The organism is Pacificoceanicola algae (assembly GCF_049341065.1).
Lineage (GTDB): Bacteria > Pseudomonadota > Alphaproteobacteria > Rhodobacterales > Rhodobacteraceae > Pacificoceanicola.
In genome coordinates this window covers 29,863-50,163 of record NZ_JBMPIX010000025.1, presented here as the reverse complement: position 1 = coordinate 50,163, position 20,301 = coordinate 29,863, and the positions used below count along the sequence as shown (strand labels likewise).

Sequence of the window (20,301 nt, the reverse complement as noted above, 5' to 3'; positions counted from 1 at the left end):
ATGTCCATGACCCACAAGTTGGCTTCAGTTCGGGCTCTTGGTCTTGCCGCTCTTGTCTTGGCCGCACTTCACAGTGCCGCACTGGCCAAGACCCCGAACACCGAACCATCCGGCGACACGCCCTTCAGCTCGATGGTCGTCGCGCGGGACGAGGCCGACGACTGCCGCGTCCCGAAACCGCCCGCCGATCTGGCCGAGACCGCGTACCTGCGCAATGGCTACCGCGCCATCCTGCGCATCCTGATCGCCGAAGAAGCGCTCGTTTCGGAAACCTGCACCTGCCTGCTGAGTCAGTTCACCTGGCATCAGGCGCTCACCGCCCTGCCCCGGTTCCAGACCTCGAACAACCCACGCCTGCCGTTCAAAGTGCTGGATCTCTACGCCAAAGCCGATGCGCTGGAAGCCCAGGTTACGGAGGCATGTGCCGAGTAAATGGGGGTCATTCGCGACATCCTCGGCCAGGTCGACGCTGCGGTGAACACCGTGGCGCAGGACGGCTTTGTCTCCTCGGCGGCCTCGGTCGGCAATGTCATCTCGGCGGGCGCGACCCTCCTTGTCGTCCTTCTCGGGATCAACGCGGTGATGCAGCTCCGCCCCCTGCCCTTCGGCACCGGTTTTGCCTTCGGGATCAAGGTGGCACTCGTAGGGATCTTCGCGCAGAGCTGGGACAACTTCAGCGTCATCTATGGCATCGTCACAGAAGTCCCCGACTCCGTCGGCGCCTCGATCCTCGCGCTCACCGGCTCGGGCGACGAAGCCGGGGTCTATGAGAGCCTCGACAACATGGTTGCCCGCATCACCGCCTATGGCGATACGATCGGCGACCGCGCAGGCTGGGTCTTCGGCGCGGTCCTCGGTGCCATCTTCTTCGTCCTTTCCGCCGTCTTTGCCGCCGTAACCGCCGGGATCATCGCCTTCGCCCGCATCGTTTTCGCGCTGATGATCGTGATCGCCCCCTTCATGATCGTGACTTCGCTCTTCAAACCGACCCAGTCCCTCTTCGAGGCCTGGACCCGCGCCACCATCGGCTACGCGCTCATGCCCGTCGCCGCCGCCGGGGCCGCGGGCATCATCGTCGCCATCGCCGAGGCCATAGGCGACGCCTCCGCCGATCCGGGCGATGTCGAGACCGTCAGCCTCATTCTGCCCTTTCTCGTGATCCTAATCCTCAGCGCCGGGATCATGGCCTCGGTGCCCTACATCGCCTCAAACCTCACCGGTGTCGTCGGCATTGCCTCCAACGCCGCGGGTCTGACCGGTCTCGCCCGCCAGGGTTTTGTGAACACGCGGGAGTATGGCACTGGCGCAACCTCACGTCTTGTCACCGGCAAATCCCCACATGAGCTGAACCAGATGGCCAATGCGGGCGTGGTGAAGACCGGCGAGATGATTCGCCAAAGCCCCGGCGCGCTCCTCTCCGCCGCCAAATCCTTCCGCAAACCCTGATGTGAAAGACGACTGACGTGAAGAAGCTTGTGACCAGTTCCACCTCGCCTGACCGCGACGCTTTCGAGGCGGATTTCATCTACGGGCCAAGGCGACGCGAGCGCTTTGCATGGTTTGTCGCGGCAGCAGGGGTGCTGGTCGGCGTGGCCGGCATGGTCGCGGGCGCGAGTCTTTTTCCCCTCAAATCGACTGAAACCTTCGTGGTCGTGGTCGACAAGAAGACCGGCGAGATGGACCGGGTCGCGGCGGTGCAGGCACTGACGCTCTCTGAGAGCGACGCCATCATCCAGGCCAATCTCGTATCTTACGTCGACGATCGCGAGACCTATGACCTGACCGATGGCGAGCAGCGCATCAACTCGGTGCTCGACCGCTCCGACGGCGATGCCGCGCGCACGCTACGCGATCTCTGGTCGTCCACCAATGAAGACTACCCGATCACCGTCTACGGGCGCGACGCCAAGATCGAGGTGGTCATCAAGTCCGTGAACCAGATCGAGCGCGGCGTGGCCCAGGTCCGCTTCACCCGCACGCTGCGCCGTCCCCGCGACACCCGCACCGTCACCCGGTCTTACGTGGCCACCGTCGGCTACGACTTCCAACCCGAAACCCGCCAGCGCCTTCAGGACGTCTGGGCCAACCCCTTGGGCTTCGTGGTGACCTCCTACCGCGTCGACGCCGAGACCCTGGAGAACTGACCAAGATGAAATCCCTGCCCGCGCTCCTCCTGGCGCTTGCCCTTCCTGTTGCCGCCCTCGCCGAGGCCACGCCGCAAGGCGGTCCGCTCGACATCCGCATCCGCACCGCCGTTTATAATGAAAACCAGGTCTACCGGATCGAAACCGATCTTCGACATTCGACGACGATTCATTTCGGGGCGGGCGAGCGGTTCGAGGCGGTGATCGTCGGCGACACCGAGAGCTTCCAGGTCGATCCGATCCCCGAACTTGGCAATGTGCTGACGATCAAACCACATGTGGCGCAGGCCTCGACCAACATGACGGTCATCACCAACCGACGCACCTACTCTTTCCATCTGCGCGAGGGTTCGATTCCGAACCGCACCGGAATGTTCTTCGAGGTGCGCTTCCGTTACCCCGACGAGGAACGCCGCGCGACGGCGGCTACCCAGCCCAAGGGCATTGAGGCGCCGCGCAACTACAACTACCGCGTCTCGGGCGAGGGCGACTTCCGCCCCAGCCATATCTATGACGACGGGCGCTATACGTATTTCGTCTTCCCGGAGAACGGTCGCCAACCCGCCCTCTTCAAGGCCGATGACCAGGGCCGTGAGCGCACCGTCAACTGGACCCAACAAGGCAACACCGTCCGGGTGCTCGGGGTGAACACCTACTGGACGCTGCGCATCGGCGACGAGGCGATCTGTGCTATGCGCGACGAGAGCGCCATCTACGTGAGCAACTGACCATGGCCGATCAAACCCCTCCCGATCTGCAGGACCGTCTCGATCAATTCAGCCAGCGCGGTAAATCCAAACGCCGTGGCAACAGCCTCGGGGTCGGTGCCTTCGCCGCCGCCCTCGCCCTTGGCGGTGCCGGGGTCGCGTATTTCCTGGCCACCGGCCTGCAGGAGGGCGACAGCGCACTCGAGACCTCCGATGTCGAGACCTTCCAGGACCGCCGCCCCGGCACCGGCGGGCGGCTGGAGTTTCCACCCGACGAGACCGAGCAACGGGTCAATGACGCGCTGATCGCCGTCGAGGAAGCACTCGACGTGCCCGCGGCCCCTGCCCCGGAACCGAACGCCGAAGTGCTGGCCGAGATCGCCAAACTCCGCGAAGCTCTCGCCGCCAGCCAGGCCGCCCGCAACTCGGAAATCCAATCCGCCGTCGCGGACCTGCGCGAAGCCTTCGACGAGCAGAAGGCAGCACTCGAAGCAACGCTTGCCGCAAAAGAAGTTGAGCTTGCCAACCTGCAGCGCCAGACCGAGTCCCGTATCGCCGGGTTGCAAGCCATGCTAGATGCCGAACGGGCGCAGCGGGAAGGGCTCGAGGCCGAGCTCGACCGTGAGGGGCTGATTGCTGACCAGCGCCTGCTCGAGGAACGCCGCAGGCAAGAAGAGGAACAGCGTCAGCGCGAGGCCGAGCGGATCGCCGAAGAGCTTCTGACCGCGCAGATCAAATCCCCCGCCGTGGTCTATGCCGACGGTCCGCGTGGCGGCCAAAGTGGCGCGGCGGTGGCCGATCCGGCGGCCGCAGGCACCGGGGGACCCGTGCTTTCGGGCAATGAGCAATTCCTGCAGACCGCCCGCCCGCTCGAGGTGCAGGAAGCCACCCGCCTCGCTTACCCTGAGCGCACCCTGACCCAAGGGTCCGTCATCCAGGCGGCGCTCCAGACCGCCATCAACAGCGATCTGCCCGGGTCTGTCGTCGCGGTCGTCTCTGAGCCGGTTCCGGCGTTTTCAGGGCACCAGATCCTGATCCCCCGGGGTTCCCGCCTTTTTGGCCAATACCGCTCCGGGATCGAGATGCACCAGAAGCGCATCCTCATTCTCTGGACCCGTGTCCTGACCCCGGATGGCACCTCGATGGAAATCGCCGCCGTGGGCGGAGACCAACTCGGTCGCTCGGGGCTAACTGGTCTTGTCGATACGAAGTTCGCCGCGCGCTTCGGGGGGGCGGCGCTGATTTCCGTGATCGGGGCGGCGCCTGCAGTGGCAGCCGAGAGCAGCAACAACGAAACCACCAGCATCGTCCTGGGCGATGTCGGCAGCGACCTGCAGGACGCGGTCGGGTCCGTCATCGCCGATCAGGTCTCGATTGCGCCCACGATCTATGTCGATCAGGGGGCCTCGGTCACCGTGCTCGTGGACAGAGATGTGGTGATTTACTGATGGAGCAGGCGTCACCAGCCTCCTACCTCGAGCGCTATCTTGACCCGTTCCGCGACCTCTTGCGGCGCGACGACGTGGTCGAGATCGCGATCAATCCGGACGGCAAGGTCTGGCTCGAGGTTGCGGGCGACGCCACCATGCGCCACGAAGGCCAGACCGTGGATCGCACCACAGCCCTCAACATGGCCCAGACCATTGTCGGCGTTGCCAAGGCCCGCGTTTCTGAAAAGAACCCCCTTGTCTCTGGCAAGGTGGAATATGCGGGCCGCCCGCTTCGGGTCCAGGTCGCCGTACCGCCCACCATCGATCGCGGGGCTTCGATCACCATCCGCCTCTTCGCCTCAGGCAGCGTCCGGGACTACGCCCCGGCCTATCTCTTCGGCAAGGCCGTCTCGCTCGATGCGCTCCGCGCCGAGAAGATGAAGAACATCTCCACACTCGCCGAAGAAAACCTTAAGGCAGCACTTCAGACCCTGGTCAAGGCGCGGCTCAACGTCTTGATCAGTGGCGGCACCTCGACCGGCAAGACCACTTTCGCCCGCCATCTCCTGACCCATGTCAGTGAACACGAGCGGCTGATCACCATCGAGGACGCCTTCGAGCTCTTTCCCGGCCAGCCGAACACCGTCGCTCTTCTGGCCGACCGCGGCGCCGGTTCGCAACGCAGCGCCAACGCCCTTCTCCAAGCCTCCCTCCGCATGCGCCCCGACCGGATCATCGTCGGCGAGTTGCGCGGTGCCGAAGCCCTGACCTATCTTGAGGCGATCAACACCGGCCATGGCGGGTCGGTGTCGACGATCCACGCCGAAACCGCGGAACTCGCCATCGACCGGCTGGCAATCATGGTGCTGCAGGCCGGGACGCCGCTGATATTCGCCGAGGTGCGGGAATACATCCGGAAGTCCATCGATGTGATCGTCCAGCTGGGGCGGGCCGAGGGGAAGCGGGGGATTACGGAGTTTTATTTGCCGAGTAGGTGAGGCGTCGCGCCTATGGAGTGGAATGTCGCCATTCCATGATACGATACAACGGTTTCCCAACGAACCGGTACAGCCTCCTATTGCGCCTCAAGAAACCTCATAATTTTTATCCGACGCTCAGAAAGAAAGGCCCCATAGCCTTCCAGCAGCCCGATATCGCTCACTTCACACTCGGAACTCGGGCGCCCCTCTTCGACTTTCTTTAGGGCCCGCTCAACCGACGGAGGCCGAGCGTCGGTAGACATAAGTCGATGCGCGAGATCGACATCCATCGCCTGCACCAACTCGGGTGCGAGTGCAGAACGGCATTCAAAGTGGCAAATGCGCAGCGCTAGTTCTTTGAGTCGGTCATCTTCGAAGGACTGTGCGATTGCGTGCCGTTCGCTCCAAGGAGCGCTGTGGAACCGATCACACAGCGTAGCGTCGTTCCGACTTGAAAACTTGGTGTACAACATCTCTTCAACATGACCTGGCTCAGGATACTGCGCACGGTTTTCTGAGAAGACTCGCTCGATTCGAGTTTTGAGCCCCTCGTCTTCCACAATTCGCGCGGCCCGATCCTCTAATTCTTCGCATGAGGTGCCCACGAAAAATTCCTCGGATGCTTCCCAAAGTGGCATCATTGTCGGACCTGCGTTTGATCGAACTCTCCGGATTGGGCGTGGTGGGCTCAATAACCAGCTTGCCAACTGCTCATCTGACATTGATGCGAGCTCTTCGATTGGCTCGACCAAGCTCAAGCAAAGCATGCCATTTGGTTGGTCGGGTTCATTTGCAACGAAAACTACAGGAGTGTGATATGCTCTGTTTCCATAAAACTCCGTAAGTACGAAGGGTTCGTCCGACGTAACAAAATCGGCAACCGAAGCTTTGTTGGAGAAACGCACAAACCTTCGCCAAAGATCCGGGCTCAGCTTCTTCACAAGACGGCAGAGCTCAAGCGTTGTTTGTGTGTCGAACATTGCATCGTGTGCCTTGAGCACTGCAATTCCGTTGGCCGCTGCAATATCATGCAAGCGGAAGCTTGGATCACCTGAGTCCTTGAGCGGCACGCGTAGGGCGTTGTCACCAGACGCCGAGCAGGACAAAGCGAGTGACATAACGTCATTCCGAGCGTTCCCATGAAGGCTCGTAAGGTAGGGAGGGTGCAATGTTCGATACAACGCATGGCGAAGAAACTCTTCGTCAAATCTTATGGAATTGTATCCTAAAAAAATGGCTGGAGACCAAGACAGCAGCCGCTCATTCAAATCCCGCATCATTTGATAATGGGTGGAAAGATGCTGGTCTGTCAGTGCTTCAATTGACAAACCGTTGGCAAGCATCGCCTGAACGTCCGGAACAACATTCGGATCGATTCTTGATCTCAATTCGAACCGATCGGTTTCGTTGAGGTCATTGTCTGTTCTGACGGCTGCAAATTGAACGATCTGATCGAAACCAGCGTGCAAACCAGTAGTTTCAGTGTCAAAAAATATGAACGGCATGTGGCCACCAAAATCACATGAGGTTGGCCAGCCGGTATTTCATTGCAGACACGCTGACCCGAAATTTCTTGGCGAGCTTCTCGACCTTGGCCTCATCATCCAAATCCAAGCCCTCTTTGCCACAAGCATCCAGCAGTAGTTGGTGAGGCATTAGAAGTTCCGACGCGAATGTATTCGCTTCGACCTCCAACGGGTCTGTGCCTTGCGAAGATACTTGATCGCGCCTCAATGCCCGCAACCCCTTGGAAAGGTGAACTTCGCCATGCAGTCTTTCCTCATGCAATACGTGATGAGCCAGCTCATGCGCCGCCGAAAACCTTTGTCGATTGGGATGGTGCAAAGCGTTTACCCCGATCATCGAAACGCCGTCTTGGCTATAGGCCATACCCGATAAGTCCTCATCCAGAGGCGCGTAATCAAGCACTATGTTCCGGCTCTTGATAATGCGCTCTACGGGAACTGGCGCTCGTTGAATATTGTGCTCTTCAAGTATTCTGCGCGCCGCCGTGATTGCTCGTTCTTTGTCCGCACTCATCGTCCGGTACTCTGCTTCGCGCCCTGTTTCAAAGCGTTGCGGATGAGTTGCTCTACACCTGCCTTGCTGGCCTCAGACAGTTTCTCGCTAGTACGCATTTGCGGTTCTTCCTCCCTATTCTGACCAATACTCAGAGGAGGTAGCAGGTCAGATAACGAAGACACTTCGAGTGCGTTGGCTATCGAATAAAGGTGATGGAGGCCAACATTCTGCTGACCGCGCTCTATGTTCGCAATCGACGCACGCGAGAGCCCCGTTTTCTGAGCGAGCTCCAATTGGGTCATGTTGCCTTGCTGCTTCCTTCTGGTCGCCACTGCACGACCGAACGCCCTGTGTATCAGTTCCCTTGACATGCGCTCCGTTACCATTTTTGTCATTGCCGTGTCAATATCTCAAACATCATGTTTGTATTTTCAACATTTCATTCTGTCGTTGTGCTTGTATTGACAACACGCGGTTAACCATCCATCCTAAGTATGACCAACAAGAATCGGGCACTGGAAACGAAAGGGGCAGATCATGGCAAACCAGGGAAAAGGTGGCGGCGGATACCGCAGCGCGAAGTCGGGTCGCTACGTCACGAAGACATACGGGAAATCGCATCCACGGACGACTATCCTAGAGGCGCCCGGAAAGAGTGGGTCCACGGGCGGGAGCTACCGAAGCGCTGTAAGTGGTCGTTTTGTGACGGCGAAGTACGGGAAGGCCAACCCGAAAACTACTGTGCGCGAAAGATAGCAATCTCGCCTTGGAAACCTCCTCGCGGAGTAGATGGGCAGAAGCACATACAGGAGAAGACATGGGAACTAGGGAGTTGAGCAGATGCTAGAATTCAGACGCAACGGGCGCAAAATGTCGAGCCAACAGTTCTTTGACGGCATCAAGAAGGATATGCTTGCCAAGGCCGAAGGCGAGGTGGAGCGACGCCTGCGAACCCTTTGTGATCCCGAAACAGGTCAACCAGTTAAGGTCACCAAGCAGGTTCGAAATGGCAAGGCGACTTGGAATGTCGAAGGTTCGCCAAAAGCCATCGCAGAAGCAAAGAAAATCATGGGCGCAAGCTGAGGCCAAGCCCTGCGATCGGGCGGTCTTGGTGTGTGTTTCCAGAAGAGAAGTTGAGGTCAAATGAGCATTTCCGACGATTTCAAAGCGTTTTTGGAAAACATCCAGGTCGATAACGCCGAAACTATTTCGCTACGGTACGGCGAGGTTACAGCTGCCCTTAACAAGCAGTTCCGAGATACCGAATCCAAGACAGCAAACAGCCTCCAAGTTGGATCCTACGGACGGTGGACCGCCATCAAGGGTGTGTCTGACTTGGACATGATTTACATCATGCCCGCCGGAAAATGGGACGACTATAAGAACAGTGGTCAGACCAAGCTGCTCCAAGACACCAAAGAAGCTATCAAGCGTCGCTATCCGTCTACAACGGTACGTGTGGACCGTTTGGTTGTTCGCGTCCTTTACAAGGACTTCCACATAGAAGTGATGCCAGCGTTCAAGCAGGATGATGGTAGTTACAAATACCCAGATACCGCGAATGGCGGATCGTGGAAGATCACTAAGCCGCAGGCAGAAATTGATGAAATGCGCGAGGCCAACAAGCGCAAGAACCGCAACCTTCGTCGACTTTGTAAAATGGCGAGGGCGTGGAAAAACAAACACGGTGTCGCCATGGGCGGACTATTGATCGATACCTTGGCGTACAATTTCCTAGAATCGACAGACGAATACGACGATCGAAGCTATTACTATTATGACTGGATGTGCCGGGATTTTTTCAAGTTTCTGGCCGATCAACCGAAGCAATCCGAATACGCCGCATTGGGTAGTCGGCAACGAGTGCGGGTCAAGAAGCGCTTCGAGACGAAGGCCAAGAAGGCCTATGACTTGTGCGTTAAGGCAATCGAGGCCAGCGGTCAAAAGAATGAGCGCCAAAAGTGGCGTGACGTATTCGGCAATGCCTATCCGGCACCTGTGACGAAGAGCGCAGCGGGAGAGTCCGCAGCGTATTCCCATGTCTTTAGAGACACTGAACAGTTTGTTGAAGACAGGTTCCGTGTCGATATTCGCCATCATCTTCGAATCAACTGCGAGGTTACTCAGAATGGGTTCCGCCCTACGATGCTCCGTGAGCTACTAGAAGGGTACGGTATCCTCCGACCGCAGAAAGAACTTCGGTTTTTTCTTTCCGACACATCGGACCTGCCAGATGATATTGAGCTGTACTGGAAAGTCCTGAACCGAGGTGACGAAGCCGAGCGCCGCGATATGATCCGGGGTCAGATCGTGCGCGACGACGGACGCGGCGAGCGTCGAGAAACGACAAATTTCCGCGGCGATCACCTCGTCGAGTGCTACGCCGTCAGCCGTGGCGTTGTCATAGCAAGGGACATGATCCGTGTACCGATCCGTGTGCGAGACGCCGAGGACGAAGACTATGCAGCCTGACTACGATGTCGCATTTGAAGACCAAGTCAGGGAATGCTTCGGACGTGTGGTCTATACCCACAAGACCCATGAACGTATGGCCGATCATTGCGCGGCTACTTTGCGCAGATACAAGATGGCCCAGATCGCGCTCTCAGCACTTACCAGTGCCGGCGCAGTCGGGGTCATAGCAAGTGACCAGAAATGGGTAGAGATCGCGACCGTCGTGGTCTCTTTCCTGACGCTGTTCGTAGCCGCTTACCTAAAAAACTTCGACCCAGGCGCCATCGCCCAAAAGCACCGCGACGCAGCTGCAAAGCTCTGGAATGTCCGTGAGTGTTATCTTTCGCTTCTGACGGACCTCGTAAGGCTTGAGCACGAAGCAGCAATCGAGCGTCGTGACGAACTGCAGGCGGCTCTCGCAGCCCTTTATGCAAGCGCACCACAGACTGACGGTAAGGCATACCGGGAAGCGCAACATCGACTGAAAAAGCTAGAAGATATGACCTTTTCCGACGATGAAATCGACTGCTTTCTTCCTTTCTCCCTAAAACGGTCAGGCGGACGTCCCAAGCCAATCGAAATTCGTCCGAGCGAAGGCAAAAGCTAAATCATGGCGAAGAACATATGCATATTCTCGGACGGAACCGGCCAGATGGGTGGCGCCAGGCCGGACCAACGGCTATCGAATGTCTACAAAATGTATCGAGCCATGCGTCCCGGCCCAGATTCACCAATTGGCCCGAAGGACCAAGTGGCCTTTTACGACCCCGGCCTGGGAACGGGAGAGCGGGGCGGATTTTTCGGCCGGATCAAGCCGATTCTTGAAAGCGCCGTCGGAACTGGCATCGACCACAACATCATCGATTGCTACGAGCAGATCATTGCCCATTACGAGCCCGGTGATCGCGTGCTGCTGTTTGGGTTCTCTCGCGGAGCCTATACGGTCAGAGCACTGGCAAACGTTATGAACCTCTGCGGTGTTCCGACGCAGATGCCGGATGGTTCGCCGGTCCCGCGTCACGGTCTCGGATTGCGCAAGATCGCCAAGGACGCTGTAAAATTCGTGTATAATCACGGTGCTGGAAAACCGCGCGGACAAGATCCTTATTTCAAGAACCGTGAAGAGCTCGGCAAACGATTCCGCAAGAAGTATTCGAGCTTTCCCATTGAAGGTGAAGACAACCAAGGCAACGTTCAGCCTACCTTCATCGGGGTCTTCGATACGGTGGCATCACTGCGAACGGCAGTTGTCCGCACCTTGGTCTGGGGCGTCACGTTCGGGGTCGGGTCGGCTTTTGCCACCGGCGTTGCATTCGGGTGGTCTTGGCTTTTGGTTGTTCCACTCGGCGTCCTACTAGTAGCGCTTCTTTTGCAGCTTGGTTCCCTGTTGCTCGACAACTTCAAATATTTCTCGGACGACCCCGAGCACAAACTGAAGCTATGGCGCCCAACCGATTGGCCGCAGATTCTCAAGACGGGTCATTTCGCGGCTTGGAACAAGCGCAACTACGACAAGTGGCTTGATCCCGATGTCCAACACGCCCGTCACGCCATGGCGATCGACGAAGACCGTGCTGACTTTCCAAGGGTCGGATGGGCATCCAAGGCGGCCGCGATTGAGACCAAAGATCGAGAGCCGAAGTGGTTGAAGCAGGTCTGGTTCCCGGGCTGCCATAGCGACATCGGTGGAAGCTATCCCGAGGCAGAGTCCCGCCTGAGCGATATCGCCCTCGATTGGATGGTCGACGAATTGAAAGACTGCGTGCCGTCGATCCAGATCAACGAGAACGTCTTGAACCGCTCCCCTGACCCTCTGGGTTTGCAGCACCGCGAAGACGCGATGGTAGCATTTGGCCCCCTCCGCATCCGCTGGAAGAAGGGAATTCGCGCAGTTGGCGACGACTTCCCGCTCCATCCTTCAGTCGAAGAGCGCATGCGTGCCAAGGCCGTCGCCCAGTGTGGCGAGGTCAAGCCCTACCGACCTGCCCAGTTGAAAGAACGACGCGACTTGAAATGCTACTACGACGAATAGGGGACCAATCGACCACGCTCACCCGCCCAACAACTCCTCGATAAAGCTCTCCTGCCGGTCGAGCGCCGCCTCCCATTCCTTCGGCACGGCCGCTTCCCGCTCGAGCGTCTCGGGCTCAGGCTGCCCGCGCCCGGCCTCCATTGTCCTCACGCTCATAGCGCGCGCTTCGCGACGCTGCGAGCGATCCCGGACAGGCGCGCGTTCGACTGGCTTCAACGGCTCATCCGCGCCGGCTTCGTCACCACCGTCACCGCCCCAGGGCCCCACGCCCTGCACACTCGGCGGATAGGGGAACGGCTTGCCCTCCTGGCGGGCCTGCATCTCCTTGAAGAAGGGATCGTCGTAATACTTGATCCGGCTCGCCTTGATCGGATGCTGGGGCGAGGCGAGGATGATCACCTCGTCGGGATCCATGAGGCGCGCTTCCGTCTCGGAAAGCAGAGGCCGTTCTTCCAGCCGTGCCGAGGTCGAGGTCGCGCCGAGGAAACCTTTGTTACGCCCATACATCCTGGTGACCGCCTCGCGGGTCGTGCTGCCGACGGCGGCGGAGACCTCCTTCACGGTGCGCTGGTCGCGAGGCGTGATGTAGAGCTTGAGCCCTGCCCCGTTCTCGAGGCTCTCACGGCCCTCGGGTCCGTAGATCCGGTCGAGCGAGGCGAGCGACTGCGCAATCATCGCGACGCGGCCACCATAGCTCGCCAGCGAATGGATCGCGCGTTCGAGATAGGGCATGGCCCCCATCTGCTGAAATTCGTCGATCATCATCATGACCGGCCAAGGCTCATCCGGGCCCGGCTCGTTCAAGCGGATCGAGGCGATGAGGTCGGCGAACATCAGGCGCAGGAGCGGGGCGAGGGTGGCGATGTGATCCTCGGAGACCGCGATGTAGAGCGACTGCGGGGTCTTCCTGAACGTCGAGAAATCGAAGTCACTCGCCTCGGTCGCCGAGCGCACCGCCGGGTTGTCCCATTGCTTGAGACCGGCTGTCATCAAGGCTTGAATGTTCGAGGTCAGCAGGCGCGATGAGGCTGAGGCCGCGTTGGTCCAGAGCTCGCGCAGGATGTCCTCCTCGGCCTCGTCCGCATAGGTCTTGTATTGGGCGTTCTTGTATTCACCACCCGCGACGATCTTGTTCACCTCGCCAAGGTTCGGCGTGCCGCGCTGGATCGCCAGCAGGCAAGCCGCGACAAAGATCGACTTGCCAGCCTCCGAGAAGGTGTCGAGGGTCTTGTTGTCCTTGTCGAGGAAGAGATCGGCCAGGATCGAGACCTCGGTGAAACGCTGCGCGAAGCTCGGGGCCTTCGCGATCCGCGCGAGCGGGTTGTAGCGATGCGTGGCATTGGCCCAATCAAACGGGCTGAAGCGATAGACCTCGTCGCCGTTCAGTGCCCGAAGCCGCGCAGTCTTCTCGAAGTTCTCGCCCTTCACGTCGAGCACCACGACCGAACCCGCAAAGCTCAGAAGATTCGGGATCACGAAACCCACCCCTTTACCCGCTCGGGTCGGGGCCACCATCATCACATGCGGGATCGTGGTCGAGGAGATGAATTCGGCCTTCGAGGTCGGGGCGCCGAGCTTGCCACAGATAAAGCCCTTGCCCGGCGCCTGCAGCATGTCGTTCTTTTTCAGCTCCGCCTTGGTCTGCCAGTGGGCCGAGCCGTAATCGTCGCGCTCCTTCTTCCAGGTCCAGGCGAGCGCCAGCGCGCCGAGGCCGATGGCTCCAAAACCGACGGCACCGAAGCCCACCTTGAAGGCCTCGGGGTGCGCCGCGCGGGTGCCGGCGCTAGCCTTCCAGAGCGCCAACATGTCGAAGCTCTGAAACCCGGTTTTCAGGGCCAGGGTCAGGTAGAAGGCGGCGACGATGGTGCCGATGACGGCGCCGCAGATCACACCGAAGAGGAGCGCGGCCCAGAGAGGAAGTGTCTTGGTCATGGTGGTCATCCCCCTCAGAATTCCATCTCGTCATCGAGACCGCGGTCCCGACCGAGATCACGTCCCAGCTCCTGGGCCTCCTGCTGCCCGCGCAGTCGTGCAACCTCGGTCGCCTTGTCCTGCTGCAATTCGGCGGCACGGTCGGTGAAGACCTGGTCGCCGGTCTCATCGAAGGTCATCTCAAGGAACTCCTGCGTGACGGTGATCTGGTCGAGCTTGCTCGGCAGGGCCGCGTCCAGCACCTCGTAGTTGCCGCGGCGTAGCTCGGCCAAACCTTCCTCACCCAACTCCTTAAAGAGCTCGGATTGCAGGGTCCGCTCGACCGTCTCTTCCTGCTCCTCGGTGAGCTTGCCGTCCCGCAACATGTCGGCGAGGTCCTGAAGGTAGGGATTGGGCGTCCGGTCATCGTCGTCGATGAGCGGCAGTGTCGCCTCTTCCTCATCGGCAAGGGTCCGGCCAATCTCGACGCCCAGTTCTTTCGCGCGCTCCATCAGCGCGTCCATCACGCCATCGACTTTTTCGAGCGCACGATCGAGTTGGTCGTCACTCGCGGTCTCCACGCTGAGACCGTCCTTCGCCAGTACCGCGTTCATGTCCCGCTCGACCCAGTCCTGTGCCATGCCGTAGTTCCGCGTGCCGCCGGCAGTGATCCGGGCTACCAGTTCCTCGCCGTCCATTCCGACCTCCTCGGCGCGCTCGAGCATGTCGCGCAACCCGTCGTCGTTGCCGGACTTCAGCGCGGCGATCAGCACTTCGCTTCCCGCCCCCGGCGGATAGGGTTCTTCGAGTTGCTTGCCGAAGCGCGCGCGCAGCTCCGGGTCAGGCACCATCTGCGAGAGGTCCGCGATGATCGGCGCGGCCTTGGCCTCGAAGGCGGCGCGCTCGGTCGGGTCCAGTTCCTCGGCTTTGAGCCGCAGCGCCTCGATCGTGCGCTCGGAATAGTCGATCGCGTCACCGACGGTCTTGATGTCCTTCATGTCTATCTCTCCTTCGGTGAAGTTCCACGGCGTGCCCGAGCCAAGCCCGTCCGCCATCCCGCGCACGGCGCGCGCCATGTGACGCTGGTCCATCCGGTCCAGCAGGTCGGCGAGGTTCTTGTAGTCCTTGGCGAAGCCCACCACCTGAGCCTGCGCGATGGCGGATTCCTGGGCAGTCATGATGATCTCGCGCGGCAGCCTCGCCTCTTCCTTGGCGCGGTAGATCTCCTCGATACCGGCGGGTTTCTCGAAGATGCCGCGCTCGAGCCGGGTGGTGGCGTCAAGCATCACGCCGTAGCGTTCCGCGATCTCGGCCTGCTTCTCCCGCATCAGCTGCGGCGACATCACGCCTTCGGCCCAGCAAGAGAACCAGGTGCCGTTTTCGACGCCGCGATTGTTCAGGATGATGTGCGCGTGCTTGTGCGCCCGGTCGTCATGGACCGCGAGGACGTAGTCCCATTGGTCGCCGTATTCGCCGCTCTCGAAGAAATGCTCCGTCCAGTCCATCGCGATGTCGCGCACCTGATCGACCGTCACGTCGGTCGGGAAGGACAGCAGCATGTGCGAGGTGAAGCCGAGCTTGGTCGAGCCGCGCCAGGTCCCGGCCCAATCCTCGATGATGTCTTCCTTCTGCTCCTCAGAAAGAACCGTCGCATCGGTCAGCGCATTAGTCATCGTCGAGTAGGTATAGACCGCCTTGTCGTTGATGTAGGATATCTGCGCCCCGAGCGAGGCGCGCGTCTTGCAGCCCCCCGCCCGGATCCGTTTGAACACCGCCGCCCGGCTCTGACCCGACGCCGCCTTCAGCGCGTTGCGCGCCGACAAGGATCCGACGCGCGCGAAACTCCGCCCCTGCCGACGACCCGCCAGCCGCGCGTCGATCCGCGCCGCGGCCTGGCCCCGGATGCGCTCATCCTCCCAGAGCCGGCCCATGACCGAGGCGTAGAGGGCGAGCGGATCAGGCATTCCTGACCAGCCTCAGACGGCCGCCGGTCGCGGGCGGGTCATCCTCCAGAACCGTGCCATCCGCCCCCTGCCCTTCTTCCTTTTCTGGCCACTCTCGATGACGCAGCGCCTGCGCCGCATCCTTCATCCGACCCATGTCGCGGCTCATGGACTGCGCCAGATCAACGAGTTCGATCAGCACCGCACGATCCGCCTCCGAGACCTCCAGCCGACCGCGATGCACCGCCTTGGCGAGCACCAATCCGGCGTCACTCACGTCTTTCGCCTGACGCCATGCGGCGCAGAATTCCGCCACCAGATCACGCGGGACATCGAGGAAACCGCAGCGTCCGCGCAGCACCGCATTGAGCGCCTGCGAACGATTGGCAAAGCCCCGCGCGCGCCACTCCGCATCAAACGCTGCAAGCTCGGACTGGCTCGCCCGAAAGGCCACTGTCTCGCTCGGATCGCGCACCGCGATGCCCTCGCCCGCCTCCTCGTTCGCGAGCCGGTTCACATGACGCGGAGAGATGCCGAACGCCGCCGCCAGGTCCTTCGCGGTCTCGCCCGCCGCGAAGCGCCGCGCGACTTCGATGCGCTCTTCAAGCTTCAGGTTTTTCGCTGGCCTCGGCACAGGTCAGACCCCTCGGACAAAATGTGCAAACATTGGCCATATCCTGCCAACGTCTTCCTTCTCTCCTTCGCTTATAATTCAATACATCACATTGCGCAATATTACGTTTTGCATGTTGTGTCTTTTTGCAGGCATTGGACGCCATCAAGACCCCTCGCCGCGGCGCGACATGGAACGGGTCCCACCCTCATCGATGCAGGACATCCAGGTCGAGAAAGCTTCCGAAACTTGCGCCCGGGCGGCACGCGATGTCAGGCAATCCGAGCGCGCGAGCCAGTCACGGATCGGGCACCAGGCACACGAAAATGGCCCGCGCTGGATCGCGCGGGTCACACCCCCTGAGGGCGTCACGGAGCTTCTGAGAGACGACGTCAGACCCCTGCGGATCCGAAGACCCGCAGGGGTGTCTGGGTCAGTGACCCAGTCCCTGAGAGCACAGGTCGTCGTAGCGGCTGCGCGCGATCAGAGCCTCGGTCTCGAGGCTGTCGAGGGTCTCTGGATGGGCGTCTTCATCAAAGGCGGCGAGGTAGGCCTCGAAGGCCATGTCGGCTTGCATTTCGGCGAGGTCGATGGATTGTTCGAGTGTCATGATATGATCCTTTCCGTTGATCGTCGTTGGACGGATCGTGGAAAAGACCGGGGGCATGAGAGCGGGCTGCACCCGGCACGGGGCGGAATGAAATGGAGCACGACGGGGGCAGGTTTGTTGTGAGCGATGCCCCGCAGCGCTCAAGGCGTCAGCCGCCCAGAAACCTGCCCCCGGCGTTGCCGACCGCTCGACCCCGGGCTAGCGATCTGAAAGGCCAACAGGTCGACGGAAAGGCGCGCGGCGGTGGCCCTGACGTGATACTTCGTCCCCCGGACACATGACGTTGATCTGCGGCTACACCCACGCGGCACAGGGTGAGTTCGCCGCCCCTGGCAGCTTCGCCAAGACGACCCAGGCGCGGATTGCTCGACCGGCGGAAGGGGAGCGCTTGTCTCGCCCAGCGGGCCGCCAGTTCTTCCTGCGGACATTCGGTTCCGACTCGGGTTCGCGCGATGCACGTTGTCACTGAACAGAAAGATCAAAGCCGCATCTGCGACCTATCCAGCTTCCTACCCGCCACGGCGACGTCGTCCGGAATATGCCGCAACCTTCAGACACGGGTTTCGGACCCGAACCATTGTCGTTTCTTGAAACGAGAAAAAGCCAGACCGCCGGAGCGGTCTGGCTGTTGGCTTAGGCGGCGTCCTTTGGCCCCCAGGGGATGACGGCCTGCAGGGACAGATCGTCCTGGTTCGCGGCCTTGCCGAGGTTGGCGTTGAAGCCGTGGTCGCGAATGGTCAGCGTGTAGTAGTCGGCGCCGGTCTCCTTGTTCTGTTTCTTCCAGATGCCGCCGCACTCGACCAGCTTGCCGCGCGGGGAGCGGCCGAGGACGCGGTGCGTGGGGGCCATCGGGTTCGCGCTTGCGACGGGTTCGACCGTGATGTCGAGGTCGAAGGTCAGGGTCGAGATGGAGCCGACCCCCTTGGCGGTTTCGATGTCGGCGCTGGTGAATTTGATGCAGTTCGTGGTCATTGCTCTTCTCCTTGTTTGCGTTGCAATGATGGTCACCTTGCAGCTGGCCAAGGCCCGGCCACACCGCAGGCGGAGCGCAGCGGAGAGGGGCAGGCGCCGGTCTTTTTGCTCCGCGAGGAATGGCCCGCAGGGGCAAGGGAAAAAGATCGGCGACAACCTTTGTGGACGGGGCGACAGCTGCGACCAGCATGTCATGCAACTCAGACAAAAGGAGAAGAGCGGTGGCGGCGAAGGAAGGTAGGGGAACGGCCGAGGGAGGCGCTGCAGGGCGGGCGATGTCTTCTCTGTCCTCTTGCCCCGATCCGAATCCCGACCAGTCAGAGCTTTGCTGTCCCTGCCTCACGTGCCACGACGGCTGGTTTCCGTGGCAACCCGATGTGTGTTGTCTTGAAGCGCAGCATGGAGAACGTCGAAGCTTCGACAACCTGTTCGGATCACCGGGATTTCGAACTGACCCTCTACGGCAACCCGATAGCTTGGGTTTGCACAGCACGACCATCACCGGCCTTCTGCCAGCTTCGGTCAATGCAATCCGGCGGTCGTCGGACATCGTTTGCGACCCATGATCGCGGCGCGGAGCTGCGTGTCCGGCAAAGCGAGGACCAACAGCGGCCGAGACGCGAGGTACGTGATCACTGATGTCACACGCCCGCCCCAGCGACCGTTACCGAATGGCCGAGATGAAGCGTTACCACGACCGTGCGACGGCTGGTCGGGCTGGCTCCGGAGGAGACGGCGCGGCCAGCGGCACGTCGCAGGGAGAGGCGGCGTTTCAGCTCGGGGAGGGCGGCTGCGCGCAGCCGACCGAGTAGGGCGCGGTCCTGACCAAAGGGCAGGAGGGGCCAATAACACTAAAACCTAAGATTTGCGCATCACAAAACCCTAAAGATCGTTCGACACATACACCTAAATCATGTACGACGCTAAAACCTAAATCTCGAACGGAGCCGAATAATTATGCCGAGTGCCGCAGAGAAGCTTGCAAGCTCCTTGGAAGAGCTCGAGACACTACAGTCTGGTGGTTCGATTGCCATTCGCTCCAAAGACATGTCACGCACTCACCGCGAACGGCTGCTGAAGGCAGGCTTCCTGAAGGAAGTCATGAAGGGCTGGTACATCCCATCACGCCCCGATGAAAACGCCGGTGAGAGCACAGCATGGTACACATCGTTTTGGGGATTCTGCGCACAATACCTGTCAGATCGGTTTGGCACTGACTGGTCTCTGTCTCCTGAACAGTCCCTCATCATACATGCTGGAAACACGACAGTTCCTGCTCAGCTATTGGTAAGAGCGGTCAAGGGCGGAAACTCTAAGACCGATCTGCCCCACAACACGTCGCTTTTTGAGACGCGCGCAACGATCGCGTCAGATGAGGCGCTCGAAATCGTCGACAATTTACGCCTATTCTCCGTCGAGGATGCCCTAATCCTCGTTCCCGAGGTCTTCTTCCAAAACCATCCGACAGAAGCGCGCACTGTGCTTGCTATGATGCCGGATGCCTCACGGCTGCTTGGCAAGCTGTTGGACGGGGGGCACACGCGAGCGGCCGGCAGGCTTGCTGGTGCTTTTAGAAGCATCGGGTCCGAAAAGGTCGCAGACGAAATCCTTGCGGCGATGAAAGCCGCTTCGCATGACGTTCGCGAGATCAACCCCTTTGAGCAGTCGATTCTTGTGCCAAACGCCGGGCGGATCACCTCGCCCCACGTGCATCGCATCCGCTTGAAGTGGGAGAGCATGCGCGACGATGTTATTGATCTCTTTCCAAAGGCCCAACCCATCACCAATGACATCGACGCCTATCTCAAGCAGATCGACGAAATCTATGTCACGGATGCGTATCATTCGCTCTCCATTGAGGGCTATCGTGTCTCGCCGGAACTGATTGACAAAGTGCGTTCGGGGACCTGGAACCCAGAAACAGATGAGCAAGACCGAGCGCTGAAAGACGCCCTTGCAGCGCGTGGATATTGGGAAGCATTTCAGAGAGTGAAGGAAAGCATTCGGGCAGTTCTGGAAGGTGCTGACGCGGGTGAGGTTGTTGAGCGCGATCTGAGTGATTGGTATCGCAACCTATTCGCACCGTCTGTCACAGCGGGCATCCTGAAGGCCTCTCAACTTGCAGGCTACCGATCGTCCCCTGTGTACATTCGGCAATCCCAGCATGTCCCAATGAGTCCTGAGGCAGTTCGAGACTGCATGCCGGTCTTCTTCGACCTACTCAAGGCGGAAGATGACCCGACTGTTCGGATCGTCCTTGGACATTTCATCTTCGTATTTATCCATCCGTTCCTGGACGGGAACGGTCGAATAGCGCGCTTTCTGATGAACGTCATGATGGCCGCTGCCGGGCAACCATGGACAGTCATCAAGCTCGAACAGCGCGCGGCTTACATGGCCGCTTTAGAGACAGCGAGCGTGAGGGAAGATATTCGACCGTTTGCAGCTTTTCTGGCCGAGACAAGGGCAGCGCAATGACAAAT

General features: G+C 60.1%; 19 protein-coding genes. 11 read left to right on the top strand and 8 right to left on the bottom strand.

From position 1 onward, the window contains the following. The first annotated feature begins 6 nt into the window (after positions 1–6). The 6 genes from ACOYQJ_RS22400 to ACOYQJ_RS22375 are packed head-to-tail and all read left to right on the top strand — an operon-like array spanning position 7 to position 5,279. Positions 7–432, top strand: coding sequence for a hypothetical protein (locus tag ACOYQJ_RS22400; protein ID WP_081855478.1), 426 nt, complete (start codon positions 7–9; stop codon positions 430–432). Beyond that, on the top strand, positions 433–1,446 hold the full coding sequence (locus ACOYQJ_RS22395) for a TrbL/VirB6 family protein (RefSeq protein ID WP_037931017.1): 1,014 nt from the start codon (positions 433–435) through the stop codon (positions 1,444–1,446). It abuts the gene before it with no gap. 17 nt (positions 1,447–1,463) lie between these two features. After that, a complete protein-coding gene (locus tag ACOYQJ_RS22390) occupies positions 1,464–2,144 on the top strand; it encodes a VirB8 family type IV secretion system protein (RefSeq protein ID WP_422908158.1) in 681 nt (226 codons plus the stop codon). A 5-nt stretch (positions 2,145–2,149) separates the two neighbouring features. Continuing rightward, a complete protein-coding gene (locus ACOYQJ_RS22385; RefSeq protein ID WP_040181297.1) occupies positions 2,150–2,872 on the top strand; it encodes a TrbG/VirB9 family P-type conjugative transfer protein in 723 nt (240 codons plus the stop codon). A gap of 2 nt (positions 2,873–2,874) precedes the next feature. Then, complete coding sequence (locus ACOYQJ_RS22380) at positions 2,875–4,299, top strand: TrbI/VirB10 family protein (protein ID WP_422908157.1); 1,425 nt, start codon at positions 2,875–2,877, stop codon at positions 4,297–4,299. After that, on the top strand, positions 4,299–5,279 hold the full coding sequence (locus ACOYQJ_RS22375) for an ATPase, T2SS/T4P/T4SS family (RefSeq protein WP_422908156.1): 981 nt from the start codon (positions 4,299–4,301) through the stop codon (positions 5,277–5,279). The genes ACOYQJ_RS22380 and ACOYQJ_RS22375 overlap by 1 nt, the downstream gene beginning before the upstream one ends. Before the next feature lie 77 nt (positions 5,280–5,356). Here the strand turns inward: ACOYQJ_RS22375 and ACOYQJ_RS22370 are convergent, their stop codons facing one another. The 3 genes from ACOYQJ_RS22370 to ACOYQJ_RS22360 are packed head-to-tail and all read right to left on the bottom strand — an operon-like array spanning position 5,357 to position 7,654. Then, a complete protein-coding gene (locus ACOYQJ_RS22370) occupies positions 5,357–6,766 on the bottom strand; it encodes an exonuclease domain-containing protein (RefSeq protein WP_422908155.1) in 1,410 nt (469 codons plus the stop codon). Positions 6,767–6,779: 13 nt separating this feature from the next. Then, on the bottom strand, positions 6,780–7,301 hold the full coding sequence (locus ACOYQJ_RS22365) for an ImmA/IrrE family metallo-endopeptidase (RefSeq protein WP_027246202.1): 522 nt from the start codon (positions 7,299–7,301) through the stop codon (positions 6,780–6,782). Then, positions 7,298–7,654 carry a helix-turn-helix domain-containing protein gene (locus ACOYQJ_RS22360; protein WP_027246203.1) on the bottom strand — a complete coding sequence of 119 codons (357 nt, stop codon included), beginning with the start codon at positions 7,652–7,654 and terminating at the stop codon, positions 7,298–7,300. Before ACOYQJ_RS22360 ends, ACOYQJ_RS22365 begins: the two co-directional genes overlap by 4 nt. A 469-nt stretch (positions 7,655–8,123) precedes the next feature. Here ACOYQJ_RS22360 and ACOYQJ_RS22355 point away from each other — a divergent pair, with 469 nt between their 5' ends. From ACOYQJ_RS22355 to ACOYQJ_RS22340, 4 genes are read left to right on the top strand one after another with little or no spacing between them, the layout of a single operon-like run. Continuing rightward, positions 8,124–8,366, top strand: a complete 243-nt coding sequence (locus tag ACOYQJ_RS22355) for a hypothetical protein (protein WP_027246204.1) — start codon at positions 8,124–8,126, stop codon at positions 8,364–8,366. A 60-nt stretch (positions 8,367–8,426) separates the two neighbouring features. Next, entirely contained in the window at positions 8,427–9,755 is a 1,329-nt protein-coding gene (locus ACOYQJ_RS22350) for an SMODS domain-containing nucleotidyltransferase (protein WP_027246205.1), read from the top strand. Beyond that, positions 9,745–10,344: an SLATT domain-containing protein gene (locus tag ACOYQJ_RS22345; protein WP_027246206.1), complete on the top strand. Its 600-nt coding sequence runs from the start codon at positions 9,745–9,747 to the stop codon at positions 10,342–10,344. Before ACOYQJ_RS22350 ends, ACOYQJ_RS22345 begins: the two co-directional genes overlap by 11 nt. A gap of 3 nt (positions 10,345–10,347) precedes the next feature. Continuing rightward, positions 10,348–11,769 carry a phospholipase effector Tle1 domain-containing protein gene (locus tag ACOYQJ_RS22340; RefSeq protein ID WP_037931933.1) on the top strand — a complete coding sequence of 474 codons (1,422 nt, stop codon included), beginning with the start codon at positions 10,348–10,350 and terminating at the stop codon, positions 11,767–11,769. Positions 11,770–11,787: 18 nt separating this feature from the next. On the opposite strand, the gene ACOYQJ_RS22335 is transcribed toward ACOYQJ_RS22340, so the two are convergent. The 5 genes from ACOYQJ_RS22335 to ACOYQJ_RS22315 form a co-directional block, all read right to left on the bottom strand. Next, positions 11,788–13,701, bottom strand: coding sequence for a type IV secretory system conjugative DNA transfer family protein (locus tag ACOYQJ_RS22335; protein WP_037931943.1), 1,914 nt, complete (start codon positions 13,699–13,701; stop codon positions 11,788–11,790). Between the two features lie 14 nt (positions 13,702–13,715). Next, complete coding sequence (locus ACOYQJ_RS22330; protein ID WP_037931930.1) at positions 13,716–15,644, bottom strand: relaxase/mobilization nuclease domain-containing protein; 1,929 nt, start codon at positions 15,642–15,644, stop codon at positions 13,716–13,718. Next, on the bottom strand, positions 15,637–16,257 hold the full coding sequence (locus tag ACOYQJ_RS22325; protein ID WP_037931928.1) for a helix-turn-helix domain-containing protein: 621 nt from the start codon (positions 16,255–16,257) through the stop codon (positions 15,637–15,639). The genes ACOYQJ_RS22330 and ACOYQJ_RS22325 overlap by 8 nt, the downstream gene beginning before the upstream one ends. A gap of 412 nt (positions 16,258–16,669) precedes the next feature. Then, positions 16,670–16,846: a hypothetical protein gene (locus ACOYQJ_RS22320; RefSeq protein WP_169741859.1), complete on the bottom strand. Its 177-nt coding sequence runs from the start codon at positions 16,844–16,846 to the stop codon at positions 16,670–16,672. A 633-nt stretch (positions 16,847–17,479) separates the two neighbouring features. After that, complete coding sequence (locus ACOYQJ_RS22315) at positions 17,480–17,818, bottom strand: DUF736 domain-containing protein (protein ID WP_008335621.1); 339 nt, start codon at positions 17,816–17,818, stop codon at positions 17,480–17,482. A gap of 957 nt (positions 17,819–18,775) precedes the next feature. On the opposite strand from ACOYQJ_RS22315, the gene ACOYQJ_RS22310 reads away from it, so the two are divergent. Next, the gene (locus ACOYQJ_RS22310; RefSeq protein WP_009827239.1) at positions 18,776–20,296 is read left to right on the top strand and encodes a Fic family protein; all 1,521 of its coding nucleotides are present in this window, start codon (positions 18,776–18,778) and stop codon (positions 20,294–20,296) included. Positions 20,297–20,301 lie beyond the last annotated feature (5 nt).

Coding starts and splice junctions, on each gene's coding strand:
- ACOYQJ_RS22380 (WP_422908157.1), top strand. CDS start 2,875: ATGGCCGATCAAACCCCTCCCGATCTGCAGGACCGTCTCGATCAATTC.
- ACOYQJ_RS22360 (WP_027246203.1), bottom strand. CDS start 7,654: ATGTCAAGGGAACTGATACACAGGGCGTTCGGTCGTGCAGTGGCGACC.
- ACOYQJ_RS22340 (WP_037931933.1), top strand. CDS start 10,348: ATGGCGAAGAACATATGCATATTCTCGGACGGAACCGGCCAGATGGGT.
- ACOYQJ_RS22345 (WP_027246206.1), top strand. CDS start 9,745: ATGCAGCCTGACTACGATGTCGCATTTGAAGACCAAGTCAGGGAATGC.
- ACOYQJ_RS22330 (WP_037931930.1), bottom strand. CDS start 15,644: ATGCCTGATCCGCTCGCCCTCTACGCCTCGGTCATGGGCCGGCTCTGG.
- ACOYQJ_RS22355 (WP_027246204.1), top strand. CDS start 8,124: ATGCTAGAATTCAGACGCAACGGGCGCAAAATGTCGAGCCAACAGTTC.
- ACOYQJ_RS22365 (WP_027246202.1), bottom strand. CDS start 7,301: ATGAGTGCGGACAAAGAACGAGCAATCACGGCGGCGCGCAGAATACTT.
- ACOYQJ_RS22375 (WP_422908156.1), top strand. CDS start 4,299: ATGGAGCAGGCGTCACCAGCCTCCTACCTCGAGCGCTATCTTGACCCG.
- ACOYQJ_RS22370 (WP_422908155.1), bottom strand. CDS start 6,766: ATGCCGTTCATATTTTTTGACACTGAAACTACTGGTTTGCACGCTGGT.
- ACOYQJ_RS22315 (WP_008335621.1), bottom strand. CDS start 17,818: ATGACCACGAACTGCATCAAATTCACCAGCGCCGACATCGAAACCGCC.
- ACOYQJ_RS22400 (WP_081855478.1), top strand. CDS start 7: ATGACCCACAAGTTGGCTTCAGTTCGGGCTCTTGGTCTTGCCGCTCTT.
- ACOYQJ_RS22320 (WP_169741859.1), bottom strand. CDS start 16,846: ATGACACTCGAACAATCCATCGACCTCGCCGAAATGCAAGCCGACATG.
- ACOYQJ_RS22310 (WP_009827239.1), top strand. CDS start 18,776: ATGCCGAGTGCCGCAGAGAAGCTTGCAAGCTCCTTGGAAGAGCTCGAG.
- ACOYQJ_RS22350 (WP_027246205.1), top strand. CDS start 8,427: ATGAGCATTTCCGACGATTTCAAAGCGTTTTTGGAAAACATCCAGGTC.
- ACOYQJ_RS22335 (WP_037931943.1), bottom strand. CDS start 13,701: ATGACCAAGACACTTCCTCTCTGGGCCGCGCTCCTCTTCGGTGTGATC.
- ACOYQJ_RS22385 (WP_040181297.1), top strand. CDS start 2,150: ATGAAATCCCTGCCCGCGCTCCTCCTGGCGCTTGCCCTTCCTGTTGCC.
- ACOYQJ_RS22395 (WP_037931017.1), top strand. CDS start 433: ATGGGGGTCATTCGCGACATCCTCGGCCAGGTCGACGCTGCGGTGAAC.